Origin of the sequence: Frankia sp. AgB32 (genome assembly GCF_023243045.1) — a bacterium.
Taxonomy (GTDB): domain Bacteria; phylum Actinomycetota; class Actinomycetes; order Frankiales; family Frankiaceae; genus Frankia.
Genome location: NZ_JALKFX010000104.1, coordinates 1 through 17,277, shown reverse-complemented (window position 1 = coordinate 17,277; position 17,277 = coordinate 1). Strand labels below are relative to the sequence as shown.

Here is a 17,277-nt window from a genome sequence, read left to right as displayed (position 1 = left end):
CGCCGCCGGTCCCGCCCTTCGATCCCACGGTGGCGCGGACGACGCAGCGCATCTCCACCGTGATCGCCACCAACAGCGAGACGGCCGATTTTCTGCGGGCCGACGGACGACCGCCCACGGAGTTCCTGCGACTCGGACGGCTGGCGAAGTTCTATCTCGCGGCGCAGGCGCAGTTACCTCGGGTGCTGGCGTGCCGGGACCTCGATGCCGCCGCGCTGCGTTTCCGCCGGGGCGAGCGGACTTCGGCGACCGTGCGGCACGCGCGGGTGTGGTTGTTCGGCGCGCTGGCCGGGCCGGTGGTCGCGGTGCTGACCGTTGATATCGACGGCGAGCCCAGGACGCTGATCCCGTTCCTGGAGGACTGCCATTACGATCATGTCTCGATCGGCACGTTGTCGCTGGCGGCGTATGTCGGCGGGCTTCTCGACGAGCAGCGGCTGCCGCTGCGGAAACCGGCGGCGTTCGAGCTCTCGCCCCAGCGCCATCAGATGGTCTTCACCGCCGCGGCGGTACCCGAGGACACGATTCAACGGATCATCTACCGGGCGGATCTGGCGTACGACCCGGAGCACTCGTCGATCCAGTTCCCGGCCGAGCTGAACCGGCGGCCGACCAGCACGGCGGCCGTCGGCGCCTACGTGTCCGTGCTGGCCGTGCAGCAGGACTACATCGAGAACTGCGCGCTGCTGTCCGCCGTCCAGATCGTCGCGGCGGTCTGCAAGGTCCGCGAGATCAGCCAGGCGGCGCACGACGGACTTCGCCGCGCACGTGACCTGTCCGCCGGGCGGGAGAGCCTCGCCACCAACACCCGCCGGGCGGAACTCGCCCGCCTGCGCGAATCCACGGCCGACCAGGAACTGCAGCTCACCTTCGGGGTCGAGGCCGCCTGCGAGATAGGACTGCTCGTCCCCGCGCTGCGGGTGGAGAGCTTCCACCGCCAGCTCGTGTCGTGCACCCGGCTGGCCGAGAACGTCGCCACCGTGTCCTCGATGCTGGCACGCGCCTCGTCGGTACTGGGCGCCGAAGAGGCATCGCAGGCGTCACTGGACGCCCAGAAGGAGGATCTGCGCCGGCTGCGGTACGGGGTCGCGGCCGGTCTGCTCTCGGTGGTCACGATCCCCGTCGGCATTGTCCTGAGCTTCTTCGGCGGGTCGTATCGCGAGGTGGACGGACGACGATCGCTCTTCGACTGGTCGCACTACTACGGCGTGTACCTCTCGGCACTCGGACTCGTCTGGGCCGCCGTGGCGGTCTTCGCCTTCCTCTTCTGGCGGGAACGCAGACTCCTCCAACGCCACCGCCCGTAGAACGCCGCCCCGACTGGCCGCAGCAGGGCGACCATGACGGTACTTTGGGTGGCGATGGCCCGCGACCTGACCTCCGATGGTGAGGATCAGCCGCGTCCCGTCGCGCCTCCACAGCCAGCGTCGGGCACATTCTCGGTCGAGGCGAAAATGGCCCGGCTGGAACGGAGCGCGACGTCGTTTCCAGAGCAGGCAGTGGAGAGCGATGGTGCGCCGAGGGATTCCGGCGGATCAGTGGAGGCGGCCGGCCCTCATGACGAGGCATCGGTGTCTCCTGAGCGTCGGGCTGCTGTAGTCGCTCAGGTATCTCCGGCGTCCTTGGAACGCAAGCTCGCTCTCCTGGAGGAGGCCGTGGCGCGGACCCGGGAGGACCGGGTACCGTCATTCCCGCCGCGGCCCGTCGACGGGCCTCCCAAGGCCGACGACGCGAGGCCGTCGGTGGTATCAGTGGATGCGCCGTCGTCCGGTACTGAGTTGTCATCGTTTCGGTGGTGGCGGCGACCGCCGGATGACCACGGCACGGGGCAGGAACCAGCTGTCGCGTCCGGCCCTGAGCGGGCATCCGCCGGGGGCGTCCGGGAGGCAACGGACAACCGCTCCGCGACGATGACACAGAAGGACTTCTGGCAGCGGCATCCTGCCGACTACATCCCACCGGATCGCGACATTCCTGGTCCGGAAGTGAACGGGCGCTTTCAGGACCCGAGAGGATGGATCAGGGAGATCAACCCCGAGCGGTTCACGCCTGGCCGCGACGTGAACTGTGGTGAGTGCGCCCGGGCGACCGAGCTCAGCTGGCGGGGTGTTCCGGCGGTGTCGGCCAGGAACGGCGATCCGATCAGGTTCGGCGAACCCGCTGAGCGTATGGAGGAGTGGTCGCGCAAGCAGCTCGATCCCATGGGCCTGGACGACATTGAAGCGACCCTGCAGGAGGCGGGCCCAGGCGCCTCGGCACTGGTAGCCGTCTCCTGGAAGCGCGGCGGCGCGCACTGGTTCAACGCGGTTAATCACGAAGGGGAGGTCCTGGTGCTGGACGGTCAGCGTGGGAGCGTCGAGCGATGGCCCCCGAGCCGGGGGATCAGCCGATTCGACGAGAGCGCTATCCAGAGATCCTTCGCTATCATCTTTGGCCCAGAAGTGTCAGACGGTAGAGGTGTGCATGATTGACGAGAGTGCCGCTTCGGCGGTGGCAACCGAGCTGTTGGGACGCCCTCAGGATGATTCGGATCGACCGTGGTCGCTGGAAGAATTTCCCGAGGGCTGGCTGATAGTCGACATGTCGAAACTGATCGGAGCGCTAGCGACGGTCATCGAACGTTCCAGTGGAAGGATAATGCACTTTCCGTCCAGTATAGCTCCAGATTATATTATAGAAGAGTATGGTTCGGTCGTGGCGGAGGGATGGGAAGGGACCGTTTCCGACTTTCGGCGCTGACTGGCTGATGTGGGCGGAGGCCGCCTCTTCGGGACTGCGAATGCCGGCTCGACGTGCGCATCAACACCGGGCTGAAGGTGGGCTGCCGTCGGCCGGGTGTGGTTGTGGATGGCCGCTGTGGAGCCGGTGCCGCTAGCATGGCGGTGTGGCGTTCGAACGGATCACCGCCGACCCCGGCCAGATGGGCGGCCTGCCCTGCATCAGGGGGATGCGGGTCACAGTCAGCGCTGTGGTCGGGCAGCTCGCGGCTGGTCGCACCATCGATGATGTCCTTGCGGACTACCCCTATCTCGAGCGTGCCGATGTGCTCGCCGCGTTGGAGTACGCCGCCGCAGCGGTGAGCGAACGTGAGCTGCCACTTGCTGAACCCGCGTGAGGGTTCTGGTCGACGCCAACCTGTCCCCACGGGTGGCCGTTGCCCTGCAGAAGGACGGCTACGATTCCTGTCACGTCACCGATGTTGGGTTAGGCACGGCCAGCGACGTCGATATTGTCGACTGGGCCACGGAGAACGAGCACGTCATCGTGTCCAGTGACAGTGATTTCGGTGTGATTCTCGCGCGGGAACGCAGGAAAGCGCCGTCCTTCGTGCTGCTGCGGCACCTGAACGATCTGACGCCCGACCAGCAGGCAGACCTGCTGGTCGCCAATCTCCCGCAGACAGAAGGCGAACTACTCGCAGGCGCAGTCGTGACGCTCCTGCGGGACCGGGTGCGGGTCCGCTCCCTGCCCTTCAGCCTCGGGTGATGTTTCCGCCTGCCAGATCCAGGAAACGGATGTCCGCACCGCCGGTGCGGCGCTGAGGCCCGCTCGGCGGATGCTCGCGTTCGTCAGCGGCTGGTGGTCATCCGACGGTGGAGGGTCGGTTGTCGGTCGCGCCGAGCAGGAACGGGCTTGGCTGGCCGTGCCAGAAGATGGCCAGGTCGTCGCGGGCGCGGGTGGCGGCGACGAACAGCAGGGAACGATCGCGGGCGCGTTCTCGCTGGTAGCGCCGTGCGTCGAGGTCCTTAGCCGAGGGGGATGCGGTGACGGAGGAGGGGGAATCCGGCGCGGCCGTGCATCTGGCGCATGATCCGTTTGGTTTTGGTGTTGATGCCTTCGGTTCCGCCGTTGTGGTGGGGCATGGCCGCCGACCTGGCGGACCTCGTCCGGGACTGGCCGGTAGGGGCCATCGCGGAACGACGACTCGACGCGGTGACTATCCGCCGCTTGGCCGCGTTTGCGAAACCGACCGTTGAGGTGCGCCTGGACCAGTGACCCTGCGCTGGCCATCCCCTTGCGGGCATTGGGAGCTCGGGCTGTGGAGACCGCAGGGGCCACGCTGCTGCCTCCGCGGTGCGACGTAGGCTGATCAGCCATGCCGGCGCAATCACTGCGGGACCTTGTCGAACCGGGCTGGGCGCAGGCCCTCGAACCGGTGGCCGGGCAGATCACGGCCATGGGTGAGTTCCTGCGCACCGAGATCGCGGCGGGTCGCACCTACCTGCCGGCGGGCCCGCACGTGCTGCGGGCCTTCCAGCAGCCGTTCGACGAGGTGCGGGTGCTGATCGTCGGGCAGGATCCCTATCCGACGCCGGGCATGGCCATCGGTTACAGCTTCGCGGTGGCTCCGGAGGTACGCAGGCTGCCGGGCAGTCTGCTCAACATCTTCCAGGAGCTGTGCGCGGACACCGGCGTGCCGAGGCCCTCCAACGGCGACCTGACCCCCTGGACGAGCCAGGGCGTGCTGCTGCTGAACAGGGCGTTGACGACGGCGCCGCGCCAGCCCGGCGCGCACCGCAACAAGGGCTGGGAGCAGATCACCGAGCAGGCGATCCGGGCGCTGGCCGCGCGGGGCAAGCCGCTGGTGGCCATCCTGTGGGGCGCCGACGCGCGCAGCCTGCGCCCCTTCCTGGACGGCACGGCGACGATCGAGTCCGCCCACCCGTCGCCGCGTTCGGCGGACCGCGGCTTCTTCGGGTCCCGACCGTTCAGCCGGGCCAACGACCTCCTGCTCCGCCAGGGCGCCCAGCCCGTCGACTGGACCCTGTCCTGACGGCCGCGGGCCGGCAGCGGAGGGGAGACAGCGGCGCCGCGGTGGCACCGCCGCAGGCCACGCCTGCGGGTGACGGTTATTGACCTGGGCGCACCGAGCCGCAACCGGGTTGACCGGACACGGTGTCGTGCTCGAAGGGCAGTGCGTCGAGCGCGGTGGGCGTGGCGGTCCTGCTCCGCAGGGACACGAGCCGTTCGCCGTCGAACCGGTAGTACGTCAGCGTGACCGCGTAGACGTTGGGCCCGTTGCTCGGTCCGGCGGCGGTCGCGAGCGCGGCGCCCGGTGAGCTGGCGGGCCGGCAGGACCAGGAGGTGACGTACCCGGTCGAGCCGCCGTAGGGCAGGGTCGCCGGTTGGCCGTTGAGCGTGACCTGCCGCAGGTGACCTGCGACGTACCTGAGCACGGTCGTGATCTGCTGCGAGGCCGCCTGGTCGAGCTGGACGAACACCTCCGCGTGCCCGTCGGAGTCCGCGTCGGCGGCGCCGAGGACGCGTACGCCCGCGCCATGACCGGCCCGCACGGTGACGCTGTCGGATCCGCCACCGGAGTAGCGGGCGGTGAGTCGCTGTCCGTCGGTGACGCTCAGGGTGTCGGACCGACCGTCACCGTCCACGTCACCATCGGGCGCAGGACGGGTCGCGGGTGGCGATCCGGGTGGAGTGGAAGGCCCGCCACCATGCTGGGAGGGGCTGGTCGAGACCGGGCCCCGTGTGGCCGGTTCTGTCACGGACGGTTCTGTCACGGCCGGCTTCGTCGGCTGCACCGTGACGTCCCCGGCCGACGCTGGTGATCCCGTGCTGGCGCCGCAGCCCGCCAGGGCGAGAACGCCGGTGACGACGAACGTGGGGGCAAGCCGGCGGGAGAGCAGCAGAAGAAACGGCATGGCGAACTCCTCGGAGAGACAGCGCGGGCACCGGTGGCGGGGTGCGACGGTCGTCGAGGGTCTCGACGCCGAGCACGGCGGGGCATGGGCCGGAATGCATCGGCACCCTGTGATCGCACCACGCGCGGTGGTTCGCCGGCCTGCGCAGTCGCGTACGAAACATGACGGCCGCACGACACCCACCTGCAGAAAGCGGCTGGTCGGACTGCGATGGACATAACCTTGTCGCGAACCGCCGGGTAGTGGATTCGGTGTTCCACGCGGCCGCGTCGTGTGCCGCTTGCGGGCCGCCGCAGGAAAGGGCTCCGACTGTCCGGCCGGATGTGCGGGGTCTGTCGAAATCCTGGTGATTCCCGACGTCGGCCTGCGCCGGAAAGTGGTCGTCCTTGTTGCGAGCCGGCATGACGGTCAAGGTCGTGCCCGCGTGATCGACCCCGGGCGGGACGGCGCCACGGGCACGGCTCGCCGCGCCGAGGCCGCCGGACCAGCCCACGTGCGGATCGGCGAGACCGAGAACGTTGCGGCCACGGGAGCTGACGTCTCGCGCGTCTTCGGCGCCGGGCTCGGCGACCATCGGCGTCCGCCTTGGCAACATCCACCTGAACGACGCGTGACAGCTCGGGGGTGGCTGCGGGGATGCCTACGGCGGGGCGTCACCAGGGCGTAGCCCGGGTGGGGCGCGGGTGGACACCGGCGGCGATACCGGCATGGCGAACTTGTAGTGTCGCAAGTGGCGACCAGCGGTGAGGTGGGACATCCCGTGGAAACCGGGTCGGTACGGGGAGGTTCCCGCCGGCAAGGGGGGTACGAAGCCGCAGGTCGTCGTCCTATCGCGCCGTGGAGACAGGAGCCGTCCGTGCCGAGCCCACGGGTTCTCGGACTGGTACTGGCCGGGGGGGCCGGCAAGCGGCTTGCGCCGCTGACGGCTGACCGGGCGAAGCCCGCCGTTCCCTTCGGTGGCCTGTACCGGTTGATCGACTTCGTACTGTCCAACCTGGTCAACGGCGGCTATCTGCGGATCGCCGTGCTGACTCAGTACAAGAGCCACAGCCTTGACCGGCACATCACCACGACCTGGCGGATGAGCAACCTGCTGGGCAACTACATCACCCCGGTGCCGGCGCAGCAGCGCCTCGGGCCGCAGTGGTTCGCCGGCAGCGCCGACGCCATCCACCAGTCCCTGAACCTGGTCTACGACGAGGATCCCGACATCGTCGTCGTCTTCGGCGCCGACCACGTGTACCGGATGGACCCGCGGCAGATGGTCGCCCAGCACCTGGAGTCGGGCGCCGGGGTCACCGTCGCCGGTCTGCGGGTGCCGCGCGCCGACGCCAGCGCCTTCGGCGTGATCCAGACGGCGCGGGACGGCCGGACCATCGAGGCGTTCCTCGAGAAGCCCGCGGATCCGCCCGGCCTTGCGGACAGCCCCGACGAGTCGTTCGCGTCGATGGGCAACTACGTGTTCTCCACCGACGCTCTCATCGACGCGCTGCGCAAGGATGCCGTCGACGAGGACAGCCGCCACGACATGGGCGGCGACATCATCCCGATGCTGGTCGCGCAGCGGGCCGCCGCAGTCTACGACTTCTCGGCCAACGACGTGCCGGGCACCACCGAGCGCGACCACGGCTACTGGCGCGATGTCGGCACCATCGACTCCTACTTCGACGCGCAGATGGACCTGTGCGCGCTCGACCCGGTGTTCAACCTGTACAACCGCGAATGGCCGATCCTCACGAGCGTGCCGTCGCTGCCGCCGGCGAAGTTCGTGCACGCCGATCCGGCGCGTACCGGCTGCGCGATGAACAGCATCGTCAGCAACGGCGTGATCATCTCCGGCGGTACGGTGCGCTCGTCGGTGCTCTCGCCGGGCGTGCGGGTGCACTCGTGGTCCGAGGTCGACCGCGCGGTGATCCTGGACAACGCGGCGGTCGGCGGCGGCGCGGTGGTCCGGGACGCGATCCTGGACAAGAACGTCCGAGTCCTGCCGGGCGTCCAGGTCGGCGTGGACAAGGCCCGCGACCGCGCCCGCGGATTCACCGTCAGCGAGCAGGGCATCACTGTGGTCGGCAAGGGCGTCACCGTCACCGAGTAGGCCGCGTTCCCCGGCACACCGGGGATCAACCTGGCCTGCCGGACCCGTCCACCTGTTCAACCCGTCCCGTCCGTCCCGTCGATGGAGAGATGCCGTTCATGCGCGTCGCGCTGCTCACCCGCGAGTTCCCCCCGGACGTCTACGGCGGGGCGGGAGTGCACGTCGAGTACCTGGCCCGGGAGCTCGCCCGGCTGGTCGAGCTCACCGTCCACCGTGAGGGTCGCGGGCCGACGGCACTCGCGGCGGCAGTCGAGGCCGGCGTCGGGTACGGCGCTGGCAGCGCCGGGGGTGGGGCGGTGGTCGAGGTCGCCCCGGCCCCGGGCACGGCCGCCATCAGCGCGCACCGGCCGTGGGCGGCGCTCGACGGGGCGAACGACGCGCTGCGGACCGTCTCGATGGACCTGTCGATGGCCGCGGCGGCCGTCGGCGCCGACGTGATCCACTCGCACACCTGGTACGCGAATCTCGGCGGGCACCTCGCCGCGCTGCTCGGCGGCGTGCCGCACGTGATGACCTCGCACTCGCTCGAACCGCACCGGCCGTGGAAGGCCGAGCAGCTCGGCGGCGGCTACCGGCTGTCGTCGTGGGCCGAGCGGATCGCCATCGAGTCGGCGGCGGCGGTCGTCGCGGTCAGCGCCGGGATGCGCGCGGACATCCTCGACGCCTATCCGGCGGTCGACCCGGCGCGGGTGCACGTGATCCGCAACGGCATCGACACCGAGGAGTACCACCCGGACCCGGCCACCGACGTGCTGGAGAAGTACGGCATCGAGCCCGAGCGCCCGACGGTGATCTTCGTCGGGCGGATCACCCGGCAGAAGGGCCTGCCGGTGCTGCTGCGCGCGGCGGCCTCGATCGACCGCCGCGCCCAGCTCGTGCTCTGCGCCGGCGCCCCCGACACCCCCGAGCTGCTCGCGGAGACGTCGAAGCTGGTCGACGGCCTGCGTGCCGAGCGCGACGGCGTCGTCTGGCTCGACGGCATGCTCCCCAAGCCCGAGGTCATCCAGCTGCTCAGCCACGCCACCGTGTTCGTCTGCCCGTCGGTCTACGAGCCGCTGGGCATCGTGAACCTGGAGGCGATGGCCTGCGGCACCGCCGTCGTGGCCTCCCGCGTCGGCGGCATCCCCGAGGTCGTCGACGACGGCACCACCGGCCTGCTCGTCCCCCCGGACGACCCTCGCGCGCTCGCCGACGCCGTCAACACCGTGCTCGCCGACCCGGGCCGGGGGGGGCGGGGGGCGGGGCGGCCGCCCCCCCCCCCGCGACCGCGCCGTGCACGAGTTCGGCTGGGCCGCCGTCGCCGACCGCACCGCAGCCCTGTACGCCTCCGTCGCGGGCGGCTGACGCGCGCGTACCGACGGACGGCGCAGCGAAGCCCGATCTCAGCTCAGGATGGGCCGCCGGCGACCGGCACCTCGTCACCTGACTCCACGACCCTGGCGTAGTTCTCGCGAATCCGAACTGGCGGGATATAGGAGGGAAAGTACTTGATTTTTCCTGAGGAGCGCTCTATCACCTTGGCTGCGCCCCCTCTGCCGGGGAGGTCCTCTCGGATCAGCCAGCCCTCGGGGAATTCGACCAGGCGCCACGGCTTCTCCGCATCGTCTCGCGGGCGGCCAAGATGCTCGGTCGCGAGGGAGAAAGCGGTGGATTCATCAATCATGCTGGCTCCTCAGGTAAGTCGTCCATCCGAGTCGAAGTGGATGGCCAGAGACTCACTGACAATGCTCTCATCGTAGCCGCTCACGCGTTCGGTGGGAGGCCATCGCTCCACGGTCCCCTGCTGACCATCGACCGCGAGAACCTCGCCGTGATAGTTCACGGCATTGAACCAGTGCCCGCCACCGTCCTCCTGCCAGCCCACCGCAACCAGCGCAGATGCGCCATGGCCATCCTCTGTCAGCCTGGCTTCGACCTGGTCGAAACTCTGTGGTCGCAAATTTGTTCTCGACCATTCCTCCATGCGTTCATCATGTTCCCCTGGTCGCTCGGGATAACCGTAGGCGGCGGACACGGCTGGAAACCCGCGCCAGCTGAGTTCAGTCGCTCGCGTGCATTCACCGCAGTTGTTTTTTCGACCCGGAGCGTGAGCGTCGGGGTTGACATCGGCGACCCAGTCGCGGGGGTCTCGGAAGGGAGTGGGCGCGTCTGGCTTCCGGACCTCACGGCCGGGTGGGATGTACTCCTCCGGATGATGGCGCCAGAACTCTGTCTGGGTCATCGTCCGGGGTGAGTCGGTGCTTTCCCGTTCAACGGGTTCCGCCGACGGTGCGGCGGCCTGGTCGAGGAGCGCGAGTTTGCGTTCCAGCGGTGTTTCCGGTCGAGTCTCGCCCCCCGAGGGTTGGCGCTCCACCGGAACCGGCGGCTCGTCGCGGCGCCGCGCCCAGCGGATGAGGGCGTCGAACCTGTCGGACGGCGCCGCCCGTTGGTCACCTTCATCGAAGCCGTGTCCGCCGCCATCCCGATGGGTGTCGTCCTGGCCGTTGCTGTCGCGGAACCGGAGTGCGGCCCGGTCGAGGGCGTCCAACTTCGACTCGAGCCGTGATTCCTCCGGGTGTGCGCGGGGCGGAGCCGGTGGCTGCGGTTGGTCCGGGCCGCTCGCGGGGTGATCACGAACCATCGGCGCTCACCGTGCCAGTATCGTCACCCCTTGCCGTCTTAGCCACCGATATCCGCAAGCTCCGCGCCCCAGGACCGCCCCGCTGGGAGGCGCTCGCCGGCAGGTTCAGGTTGCCAGGCCTGTCTGCCCGCCGATGACCTCGCCGAGTGTCCAGGCGATGATCGCGAGCCGCAGCCACCTGGTCGAGCTGGGCGACCTCGGTGCGATCCTGGATCTGGTGTCCGCCGGGGCCGGCGCGGGTCCTGCCAGGGCGCCGCGGGGTCAGCTCTGCCAGGCGGTCTCGGCGACGGGGGAGCGGCCGAGCAGCGGGCGCCACCAGGACTCGTTCTCCTTGTACCAGTGGATCGTCGAGCGCATGCCCTCGGTGAAGTCGATCAGCGGGGACCAGCCCAGCTCGGTCCGCAGCTTGGTGGAGTCCAGCAGGTAGCGGCGGTCGTGGGACGGGCGGTCGGGCACGATCGTCTTCAGCGACGCAGGCAGGCCGAGTTCGGCGAGCACCGTGTCGGCGATCGTCTCGATGTCGGCCTCCACGCCGGAGCCGACATGGTAGGTCTCCCCGACGCGGCCGCGGTCGAGCACGGCGTCGATCGCCCGGCAGTGGTCCATGACGTGCAGCCACTCGCGGCGGTTCGTCGTCGACGCGTACAGGGGGAGCTGCTCACCCTGCAACGCCCGGGTCACGAACAGCGGAATGACCTTCTCGGGGAACTGGTACGGCCCGTAGTTGTTCGAGCAGTTCGTGATCGTCACGGGCAGGTCGTAGGTGAAGCCGTAGGCGCGCACCGCGTGGTCGGAGCCGGCCTTCGCCGCGTTGTACGGGGTGCGCGGCAGGTAGGGGGCGTCCTCGGTGAAGGCGCCGGGGTCGTTGAGGTCCATGTCGCCGTAGACCTCGCAGGTGGAGATCTGGTGGAAGCGGGCGACGCCGACGGTCCGGGCGGCCTCCAGCAGCGTCTGGGTGCCCATCACGTTCGTCGAGAAGAAGTCGCCGGGGCGCAGGATCGCCAGGCTGTTGTGGGACTCGGCGGCGAAGTTCACCACCACGTCCACCGAGTTCTCCCGCAGCGTGGACTCGACGAGCTCGCGGTCGCGGATGTCGCCGTGGACGAACGCGATGCGGTCCTCGACGTCCGTGAGGTTCTCCCGGCAACCCGCGTAGGTCAGCGCGTCGAACGCCACGACGGCGTCCGCGGGGTGCCGCTCGCGCCAGTAGCGGACGAAGTTCGACCCGATGAACCCGGCGGCTCCGGTCACCAGCAACGTCGACATCGTGCGGCCTTTCGGTCGGCCCGCGTGCATCGGCGCACGCCGGGATGGACGGTCGGGGAAGACCTGGGACGGACATCGTCCCGCGTCCGGGGGACGGGCGGGTCAGGCCCCCGCCCACCGCGCGTCGCGCCGCGTGGACGACCCGGGCCTCGGGGCGCCGACCAGGCCACGGATGGCGTGGCCACGGCACCTCACGGGACCCCCGGCAGCACACTCTGCCGGCTGAAGCCCGCGGACCTGGGCCTCTTACGTCATGCGGAAGTAACAACGAGACCTTACGCTCTGGCCCGTGGCGGACCTGTTCGAGGGCTATCCGGCGGAAGCGGCGGCGACCGCGGCCTGGGACGAGGTGTTCGAGGCATCGGACACTCCGCGTGAGGTGTACGCCGCTCTCTACGATGCTTTGCAACCGTTGACCAGCGCGGACCTCGCGGCCCGCAAGGTCGCCCTCGACCGGGCGTTCCGGGACGCGGGCATCACGTTCAACCTGTTCGGCGAGGAACGGCCGTTCCCGCTGGACCTCGTGCCCCGGCTGATCTCCGACGGGGAATGGTCGGTGATCGAGCGGGGCGTGACCCAGCGGGTCCTGGCGCTCGAGGCGTTCCTCGCCGACATCTACGGCCCGGCCGAGGTCCTCGCGGACGGCGTCGTGCCGCGCCGGCTGGTGCTGACCAGCGCGCACTTCCACCGCGCGGCGCACGGCATCGACCCGCCGAACGGGGTGCGGGCGCAGGTGTCCGGCATCGACCTCGTCCGGGACGAGGCCGGCGGCTTCCGGGTGCTGGAGGACAACGTCCGGGTGCCGTCCGGGGTCAGCTACGTCATCGAGAACCGGCGGGCGATGACCCGGGTGTTCCCGGAGCTGTTCGCGACCCACCGGGTGCGCCCCGTCGCCGACTACGCCACCCACCTGCTGCACGCGCTGCGCGCCGCGGCGCCGCCGGAGATCGCCGACCCGACGGTCGTCGTGCTCACCCCGGGCGTCTACAACGCCGCGTACTTCGAGCACGCGCTGCTCGCCCGGCAGATGGGCGTGGAGCTGGTCGAGGGCCGGGACCTGTCGGTCCGCAACAACAAGGTGACGATGCGCACCACCGAGGGCGACCAGCCGGTGCACGTCGTCTACCGCCGGGTGGATGACGACTGGCTCGACCCGGTGCACTTCCGGCCCGAGTCGGGGGTCGGCGCGGCCGGTCTCGTCAACGCCGCCCGTGCCGGCAACGTGACGATCGCGAACGCCATCGGCAACGGTGTCGCCGACGACAAGCTGATGTACACCTACGTCCCCGAGCTGATCCGGTACTACCTCGGCGAGGAGCCGATCCTGGCGAACGTCGACACCTACCGGCTGGAGGATCCCGACCAGCGCGCCCACGTCCTCGACCGGCTGGACTCGCTGGTGGTCAAGCCCGTCGACGGCTCGGGCGGCAAGGGCATCGTGATCGGCCCGCAGGCCAGCGACCGTGAGCTCGCCGAGCTGCGGGCCCGGGTCTGTGCCGATCCCCGGGGCTGGATCGCCCAGCCGGTGGTGCGCCTGTCGACGTCGCCGACCCTCGTCGACGACCGGCTCGGTCCCCGGCACGTCGACCTGCGCCCGTTCGCCGTGAACGACGGCAGCCGGATCTGGGTGCTGCCCGGCGGGCTGACCCGGGTCGCGCTGCCGCGCGGCAGCCTGGTCGTCAACTCCAGCCAGGGCGGCGGGTCCAAGGACACCTGGGTGCTCGCCGCCGAACGCACCGGTCAGGAGCCGGGGCTGCTGCTGGGCCGGGCGTCCGGTGCCGCGGCCCGCCCTGCGAGCGGGCCGGACCATGGTCCCGTCTCCTCCTCCGACCAACAACAGCAACAACAGCAACAACAGCAACAACAGCAGCAACAGCACCAGTCCGACCCGCCGTCGGCGGACCCGACAGTGGCGGGCCCAGCCGCCGGGAGCGCGCCATGCTGAGCCGGATCGCCGAGTCGCTGTTCTGGATCGGCCGGTACGCGGAGCGGGCCGAGTCCACCGCCCGCATCCTCGACGTGCACGTCCACCGGGTGCTGGAGGATCCGTGGCTGGACGGAGCGTCCGCCGGCCGCGAGCTGCTCGCGGCGATGGGCCAGCCCGCGGAGTCCGGCCAGCGGGTGGACTCCCGGCAGGTCCTCGAGATCCTCGCCTACGATCCGGTGCGGCCGTTCAGCATCACCGGGGCGCTGTCCTCGGCGCGGGAGAACGCCCGCGGCGCCCGGGTGGTCGTCTCCAGCGACGTCTGGGAGTGCCTCAACGCCACCTGGAACGACCTTCCGCATACGGAGGAGCTGGCCCGCCGCCTCGGCCCGCACGTGTTCTTCCGCTACGTGCGGGAACGCACCGCGATGCTCGCCGGTCTGGTCGACGCCACCCTCGCCCGCGATGACGGCTGGCGGTTCCTCGTGCTCGGCCGCAGCCTGGAGCGGGTCGACATGACCTCGCGGCTGCTGTCGTCGAGCATCAGCGACCACCCGCACTCGCAGAGCTGGATCAGCCTGTTGCGCTCCTGCGGCGCGCACGAGGCCTACCTGCGGACCTACCGCCGCGCGGTCGACGCCTCCCGGGTCGCGGAGTTCCTGCTGCTCGACCGGCTCTTCCCGCGCTCGGTGTACTGGTCGCTGGCACTGGCCGAGCAGATCCTCGCCGAGCTCGACGGCGGCCGCGGACGCGCCCGGTCCACCGTCGACGACGCCGCCCGGCGGATCGTCGGGCGCACCCGCACCGACCTCGAGTTCCACAGCGTCGACGACCTCGTCGCCGACATGCCGGACCTGCTGTCCGCCCTGCAGAGCACCTGCTCGTCGGTCAGCGGCGAGGTCACCGCCCGTTACTTCGCCCGCGACGCCCCCCGATCCTGGGCGATGGAGGTGCCGGCATGAGCGCGACGCCCCGCCTGACCCGCCCGGCGAGCCCCACCCGGGTGACCCGCCCCGCCCGGCGCCCCACCGGCGCCGGGGTGGCCCGCTGGCGCCGGGACACCCCGGCCTACCGGCGCGGCCGGCCCGCGAGCCCGTGGCGGTCCGTCGGCCCCACCCGGCCGACCCCGTCCACCCGAGGGAGTGCCTGGTGACCTGGCGGATCCGGATCGAGCACTCGACGGGCTACCGCTACGCCAGCCCCGTGCTGTCCTCGTACAACGAGGTGCGCATCGTCCCGCAGACCGCCGGCACCCAGCTCACCCTCGAGGCCACGGTCGGCACCGAACCAGCGGCCACCACCTATCGCTACTGGGACTACTGGGGCACCCAGGTCACCGCGTTCGACCTGCACACCCCGCACACCGAGCTCGTCGTCACCGGCCGTTCGACGGTGCAGACCGCGACCGCGCCGGAACGTCCCCGCGACGCGCCGACCTGGGCGCAGCTCGGCGCGGAGCCCGTCGCCGACGAGTTCATCGAGTTCCTGCGCCCGTCCGCGTCCACCGGCGAGGATCCCGAGCTGGTGGCGGCCGCCCGCGACCTCGCCGCCCGGCTCGGCCCGCGCGACCTCCTGCCCGCCGTCAGCGACTGGGTCCGCGAACGGCTGACCTACCGCCCCGGCACCACCGGGGTGCACACCTCCGCCGTGGAGGCGTGGCACAAGGGCGAGGGGGTCTGCCAGGACTTCGCCCACCTCGCCCTGGTGCTCATGCGCGCCGCCGGGATGCCGGGCCGCTACGTGTCCGGCTACCTGCACCCGTCGGCGCAGGCAGAGGTGGGGGAGACCGTCGAGGGGCAGTCGCACGCCTGGGTCGAGGGCTGGCTCGGCGAGTGGTGGGGATTCGACCCGACCAACGCCGTTCCCGTCGGGGAGCAGCACGTCGTCGTCGCCCGCGGTCGCGACTACAACGACGTGCCGCCCGTGCGCGGCGTCTTCTCCGGTGGCCAGTCCACCTCGCTGGGCGTCACCGTCGCCGTCACCCGCCTGGCCTGAGCGCCGCCCGGTCCGGCCCCACCCTCCGGATTCATGGTTCCTCCGTACGGTTTCCTGTCTGAACTGTCCGTACAGAACGACCAAGAAGACGCGGCGGTGTGATCTCCTACCCCGGCGCTGCCAACGCAGAGTCATTCCGAGTGCCTGGCCGACGGCACCTGCTCCCGCGCACGTTCGCGGACGGCGCGGGACGTCAGCGGGTGCGCGTCGACCGCATCCGCAGGGACATGACGGCGAGGCTGGCGGCGGCCAGAATGGCGACGAGCGGGTGGATGAGCCGGTCCCGCATGTCGACGGGGATGGCGCCGATCAGCGTGGTGTCGTTCACTGCGGCCTCGAGCAGGGTCGCCGCGGCATAGACCGCGCCGATGGCGACGACGCAGAGCCCGCGCCGGCGCGGAACCGCCAGCCCGCCCGCGGCGAGGGCGACCATCGCGAGCTGCCACAGCGAGCGCCAGCCCGTCCCCGGCGCCGACCAGCCCGCACCGCCGGCGAGGGTGCTCAGCGCCCGGACGCCGAAGACGACGATCACCAGCAGGCAGAACCACGCCGCGGGGGAGCGCAGCGCCCCCAGCCGGCCGTGGCCAGGTGGCGCCGGCTGGACCTCGCCGTGCGGCTGGCGACCGTCATGCGGCTGGCGACCGTCGTACGGCTGGCGACCGTCAGGTGCGTTCTCACTCATCCGGGCTCTTCTCCTCCGGGGCCGGGCGGGGCTACTACTGCCATAGCGGCATTAGCGTCGCGCCTATAATGCCACCGTGGCAGTATCGGACGTCAACCCCCCTGTCCGCCGGGTGCGGCGGACGCCGGACGCCGCCCGCCGGGAGATCCTGCAGGCGGCGCGAGCGGTGCTCGAGAGCGGCGACGCGGCCGACTTCACCGTCGCGGCGGTGATGAGCCGTACCCCGATGACGCGCAAGACCTTCTACGTGCACTTCGCCGACCGTGGCGAGCTGATCCGCGAGCTGGTGCGCCCGCTGCGCGCCGAGCTGGACGTCATGATCGGCCACTGGTCCGCCGCGGCGGAGCCGGTCGCCGCCGGCACCGAGGCGCTGCGTGCCGCCGCGCGGATGTACACCGAGCACGCGACGCTGCTGCGTGCCGTCTGGTGGACCGCGGCGGACGACCCCGAGCTCGCTCAGGCGCGCGCGGCCCTGCTGGCGCCGCTGGTCGCCGTCGGCACGAAGCTCCTGCGCAGCGGGCGCGGATTCGACGCGGACCGGGCGCGCGCCATCGCCCACGCCCTGGCCACGATGAACGTGCACGTCCTGCTGGAACTCGGCCCGTCGGCCACGACCGCGGCGACCGAAGCTGCAGTGGACACGCTGCGCGAGGTCTGGACCAGCGTCGTCCTGCCGACCCCCACCTGACGCACCTCCGCGCCGCCGGCCTTGCGCGCACTGCACGGCTGAGCTGCTCCTGTCCCCTTCCGCGGGGATAAATCGGACGTGAAGTCCTGAGAAGGAGTCAGGAACGTCCCCTGCCGTGCACGCGGCCGACGACGAGGCTCCGCCGCCGGCCGCGCCCGCGGTCAGGCGGCGCGCCCGCTGACTGGCCTGGTCAGGTCGTAGACGGTCTGACCGCCGACGGTGAGTGGGCTGAAGTGCTGCTCGACCCAGGCGGTGACGGTGCTCGCCGGGGGGGCCCCCCCCCCCCCCCCCCCCCCCCCCCCCCCCCCCCCCCCCCCCCCCCCCCCCCCCCCCCCCCCCCCCCCCCCCCC

19 protein-coding genes and 1 pseudogene are annotated in these 17,277 nt (G+C 70.9%); 14 read left to right on the top strand and 6 right to left on the bottom strand.

Annotation, left to right across the window (positions count from 1 at the left end; genetic code table 11):
* Nucleotides 1-29: 29 nt before the first annotated feature.
* The 7 genes from MXD60_RS23380 to MXD60_RS23355 all read left to right on the top strand — a co-directional run bounded on the left by MXD60_RS23380 (nt 30) and on the right by MXD60_RS23355 (nt 4,774).
* Entirely contained in the window at nt 30-1,307 is a 1,278-nt protein-coding gene (locus MXD60_RS23380) for a hypothetical protein (RefSeq protein WP_248821491.1), read from the top strand.
* Nucleotides 1,308-1,910: 603 nt separating this feature from the next.
* Nucleotides 1,911-2,471 (top strand): toxin glutamine deamidase domain-containing protein, encoded by a 561-nt coding sequence (locus MXD60_RS23375; RefSeq protein WP_248821490.1) that lies wholly within the window; start codon nt 1,911-1,913, stop codon nt 2,469-2,471.
* Nucleotides 2,464-2,739, top strand: a complete 276-nt coding sequence (locus tag MXD60_RS30480; protein WP_518468535.1) for an SUKH-4 family immunity protein — start codon at nt 2,464-2,466, stop codon at nt 2,737-2,739. Before MXD60_RS23375 ends, MXD60_RS30480 begins: the two co-directional genes overlap by 8 nt.
* A 145-nt stretch (nt 2,740-2,884) precedes the next feature.
* The gene (locus tag MXD60_RS23370) at nt 2,885-3,115 is read left to right on the top strand and encodes a DUF433 domain-containing protein (protein WP_248821489.1); all 231 of its coding nucleotides are present in this window, start codon (nt 2,885-2,887) and stop codon (nt 3,113-3,115) included.
* Nucleotides 3,112-3,486 carry a DUF5615 family PIN-like protein gene (locus MXD60_RS23365; RefSeq protein WP_248821488.1) on the top strand — a complete coding sequence of 125 codons (375 nt, stop codon included), beginning with the start codon at nt 3,112-3,114 and terminating at the stop codon, nt 3,484-3,486. Before MXD60_RS23370 ends, MXD60_RS23365 begins: the two co-directional genes overlap by 4 nt.
* A gap of 321 nt (nt 3,487-3,807) precedes the next feature.
* Nucleotides 3,808-3,996: a hypothetical protein gene (locus tag MXD60_RS23360; RefSeq protein WP_248821507.1), complete on the top strand. Its 189-nt coding sequence runs from the start codon at nt 3,808-3,810 to the stop codon at nt 3,994-3,996.
* A gap of 100 nt (nt 3,997-4,096) precedes the next feature.
* The gene (locus MXD60_RS23355) at nt 4,097-4,774 is read left to right on the top strand and encodes a uracil-DNA glycosylase (RefSeq protein WP_248821487.1); all 678 of its coding nucleotides are present in this window, start codon (nt 4,097-4,099) and stop codon (nt 4,772-4,774) included.
* 76 nt (nt 4,775-4,850) lie between these two features.
* On the opposite strand, the gene MXD60_RS23350 is transcribed toward MXD60_RS23355, so the two are convergent.
* On the bottom strand, nt 4,851-5,657 hold the full coding sequence (locus MXD60_RS23350; protein ID WP_248821486.1) for an FG-GAP repeat domain-containing protein: 807 nt from the start codon (nt 5,655-5,657) through the stop codon (nt 4,851-4,853).
* Nucleotides 5,658-6,513: 856 nt separating this feature from the next.
* Between MXD60_RS23350 and glgC the strand changes: the two genes are divergently transcribed.
* Nucleotides 6,514-7,752 carry a glucose-1-phosphate adenylyltransferase gene (gene glgC, locus MXD60_RS23345; protein WP_248821485.1) on the top strand — a complete coding sequence of 413 codons (1,239 nt, stop codon included), beginning with the start codon at nt 6,514-6,516 and terminating at the stop codon, nt 7,750-7,752.
* A 98-nt stretch (nt 7,753-7,850) separates the two neighbouring features.
* Nucleotides 7,851-9,096, top strand: a pseudogene (gene glgA / locus MXD60_RS23340) (glycogen synthase).
* Nucleotides 9,097-9,139: 43 nt separating this feature from the next.
* Here the strand turns inward: glgA and MXD60_RS23335 are convergent.
* The 3 genes from MXD60_RS23335 to rfbB form a co-directional block, all read right to left on the bottom strand.
* Nucleotides 9,140-9,415, bottom strand: coding sequence for an SUKH-4 family immunity protein (locus MXD60_RS23335; protein WP_248821484.1), 276 nt, complete (start codon nt 9,413-9,415; stop codon nt 9,140-9,142).
* A gap of 9 nt (nt 9,416-9,424) precedes the next feature.
* Nucleotides 9,425-10,279: a toxin glutamine deamidase domain-containing protein gene (locus MXD60_RS23330; protein WP_248821483.1), complete on the bottom strand. Its 855-nt coding sequence runs from the start codon at nt 10,277-10,279 to the stop codon at nt 9,425-9,427.
* A 354-nt stretch (nt 10,280-10,633) separates the two neighbouring features.
* Entirely contained in the window at nt 10,634-11,638 is a 1,005-nt protein-coding gene (rfbB, locus tag MXD60_RS23325; protein WP_248821482.1) for a dTDP-glucose 4,6-dehydratase, read from the bottom strand.
* A gap of 289 nt (nt 11,639-11,927) precedes the next feature.
* Here rfbB and MXD60_RS23320 point away from each other — a divergent pair, with 289 nt between their 5' ends.
* From MXD60_RS23320 to MXD60_RS23305, 4 genes are read left to right on the top strand one after another with little or no spacing between them, the layout of a single operon-like run.
* Complete coding sequence (locus tag MXD60_RS23320; protein WP_248821481.1) at nt 11,928-13,583, top strand: circularly permuted type 2 ATP-grasp protein; 1,656 nt, start codon at nt 11,928-11,930, stop codon at nt 13,581-13,583.
* Entirely contained in the window at nt 13,577-14,524 is a 948-nt protein-coding gene (locus MXD60_RS23315; protein WP_248821480.1) for an alpha-E domain-containing protein, read from the top strand. Before MXD60_RS23320 ends, MXD60_RS23315 begins: the two co-directional genes overlap by 7 nt.
* A complete protein-coding gene (locus tag MXD60_RS23310) occupies nt 14,521-14,715 on the top strand; it encodes a hypothetical protein (RefSeq protein WP_248821479.1) in 195 nt (64 codons plus the stop codon). Before MXD60_RS23315 ends, MXD60_RS23310 begins: the two co-directional genes overlap by 4 nt.
* Nucleotides 14,712-15,557: a transglutaminase family protein gene (locus MXD60_RS23305; RefSeq protein WP_248821478.1), complete on the top strand. Its 846-nt coding sequence runs from the start codon at nt 14,712-14,714 to the stop codon at nt 15,555-15,557. The genes MXD60_RS23310 and MXD60_RS23305 overlap by 4 nt, the downstream gene beginning before the upstream one ends.
* Before the next feature lie 193 nt (nt 15,558-15,750).
* Here MXD60_RS23305 and MXD60_RS23300 read toward each other — a convergent pair whose 3' ends face one another.
* A complete protein-coding gene (locus MXD60_RS23300) occupies nt 15,751-16,239 on the bottom strand; it encodes a hypothetical protein (protein ID WP_248821477.1) in 489 nt (162 codons plus the stop codon).
* A gap of 76 nt (nt 16,240-16,315) precedes the next feature.
* On the opposite strand from MXD60_RS23300, the gene MXD60_RS23295 reads away from it, so the two are divergent.
* Complete coding sequence (locus MXD60_RS23295) at nt 16,316-16,927, top strand: TetR/AcrR family transcriptional regulator (RefSeq protein ID WP_248821476.1); 612 nt, start codon at nt 16,316-16,318, stop codon at nt 16,925-16,927.
* Between the two features lie 161 nt (nt 16,928-17,088).
* Here MXD60_RS23295 and MXD60_RS23290 read toward each other — a convergent pair.
* Nucleotides 17,089-17,277, bottom strand: a 189-nt coding sequence (locus MXD60_RS23290) for a hypothetical protein (RefSeq protein ID WP_248821475.1), incomplete at its 5' end; no start/stop codon positions are given.

Bases quoted from the DNA above. Each gene is read 5' to 3' on its own strand.
- MXD60_RS23315 (WP_248821480.1), top strand. From the start codon at position 13,577: ATGCTGAGCCGGATCGCCGAGTCGCTGTTCTGGATCGGCCGGTACGCG.
- MXD60_RS23300 (WP_248821477.1), bottom strand. From the start codon at position 16,239: ATGAGTGAGAACGCACCTGACGGTCGCCAGCCGTACGACGGTCGCCAG.
- MXD60_RS23355 (WP_248821487.1), top strand. From the start codon at position 4,097: ATGCCGGCGCAATCACTGCGGGACCTTGTCGAACCGGGCTGGGCGCAG.
- MXD60_RS23360 (WP_248821507.1), top strand. From the start codon at position 3,808: ATGATCCGTTTGGTTTTGGTGTTGATGCCTTCGGTTCCGCCGTTGTGG.
- MXD60_RS23310 (WP_248821479.1), top strand. From the start codon at position 14,521: ATGAGCGCGACGCCCCGCCTGACCCGCCCGGCGAGCCCCACCCGGGTG.
- rfbB (WP_248821482.1), bottom strand. From the start codon at position 11,638: ATGTCGACGTTGCTGGTGACCGGAGCCGCCGGGTTCATCGGGTCGAAC.
- MXD60_RS23335 (WP_248821484.1), bottom strand. From the start codon at position 9,415: ATGATTGATGAATCCACCGCTTTCTCCCTCGCGACCGAGCATCTTGGC.
- MXD60_RS30480 (WP_518468535.1), top strand. From the start codon at position 2,464: ATGATTGACGAGAGTGCCGCTTCGGCGGTGGCAACCGAGCTGTTGGGA.
- MXD60_RS23375 (WP_248821490.1), top strand. From the start codon at position 1,911: ATGACACAGAAGGACTTCTGGCAGCGGCATCCTGCCGACTACATCCCA.
- MXD60_RS23350 (WP_248821486.1), bottom strand. From the start codon at position 5,657: ATGCCGTTTCTTCTGCTGCTCTCCCGCCGGCTTGCCCCCACGTTCGTC.